Here is a 1,090-nt window from a genome sequence, read left to right as displayed (position 1 = left end):
TTCTTGAGGATGTCGTCGGCGGTCTTGGTCCACACGAAGGGGTGGGAGCGGTCGTTCCAGCCGTTGATGAAGACGCGGATCTTGGCGTTGAGCTCGCGCACGGATCGGAACGTGCCGCGGCGGATGGCCTGGCGTTCGATGATGCCGAACCAGACCTCGACCAGGTTGAGCCAGGAGCCGGAGGTGGGGGTGAAGTGGACGTGGATCCGGGGGTTGGCGGTGAGCCAGTCGCGGATCTCGACGCGTTTGTGGGCGGCGTAGTTGTCCATCACCAGGTGCAGCTCGACCTCGGGGTAGGCGCGGGCGACCTGCTTGAGGAAGGCGAGGAACTCCTGGTGGCGGTGGCGGGGCTTGACCGCGGCGGTGACCTGTCCGGTGGCGATCTCCAACGCGGCGAACAAGGTCGTGGTGCCGTGCCGGACGTAGTCGTGCGTGCGCCGCTCGGGCAGGCCCGGTTGCATCGGCAGCATCGGCGCGGTCCGGTCCAACGCCTGGATCTGGGACTTCTCGTCCACGCAGAGCACGATCGCGTTCTCCGGCGGCGCCAGGTAGAGGCCGACGATGTCGGTGACCTTGGCGACCAGCTCGGGGTCCGTGGAGAACTTGAACGTCTCTGCCCGCCACGGCTGGACTCCCGCCTGCCGCCAGATCGTCGCGATCGTGCCGTTGCTCACCCCCAGATGCCGGCCCAGCAGCCGCGAGGACCAGTGCGTGACGCCGTACCTCTTCGGCGGCGGTGCCAACGTCGCCCCGACCACCTTGCCGTAGTCGACCTCCCGCGGACGACCCGACCGCGGAACATCGTCCAACCCCGCGATCCCCCTCGCCCCGTACCGTTTGCGCCAGCCGATCACCGTCGGCCGCGAGACCCCGACCCTCTGCGCGATCGCCACATTCGACTCACCATCCGCAGCCAGCAACACGATCCGCGCCCGCTGCGCCAACCCCGCCCGCACACTCGAGGACCTCGTCAAACGCGCCAGCTCCTCCCGGTCACCCTCACGCAACACCAACGCCGGAGCCGGACGATTCGCCATACCTCATCGTCCCAGCACACCAACCGTAAATCAACTAACTACACGCGACACTA

Annotated in this window: 1 protein-coding gene; it reads right to left on the bottom strand. The window is 67.5% G+C overall.

All coding sequences use genetic code 11. The features are described 5' to 3' along the window. The coding region (locus tag JQN72_RS18070; protein WP_239100876.1) for an IS630 family transposase at window positions 1-1,037 on the bottom strand (1,037 nt) is incomplete at its 3' end. Window positions 1,038-1,090: the final 53 nt, after the last annotated feature.

This window comes from Phycicoccus sp. CSK15P-2 (assembly GCF_016888005.1).
Lineage (GTDB): Bacteria > Actinomycetota > Actinomycetes > Actinomycetales > Dermatophilaceae > Phycicoccus.
This window is presented reverse-complemented; position numbering and strand designations above follow the sequence as displayed.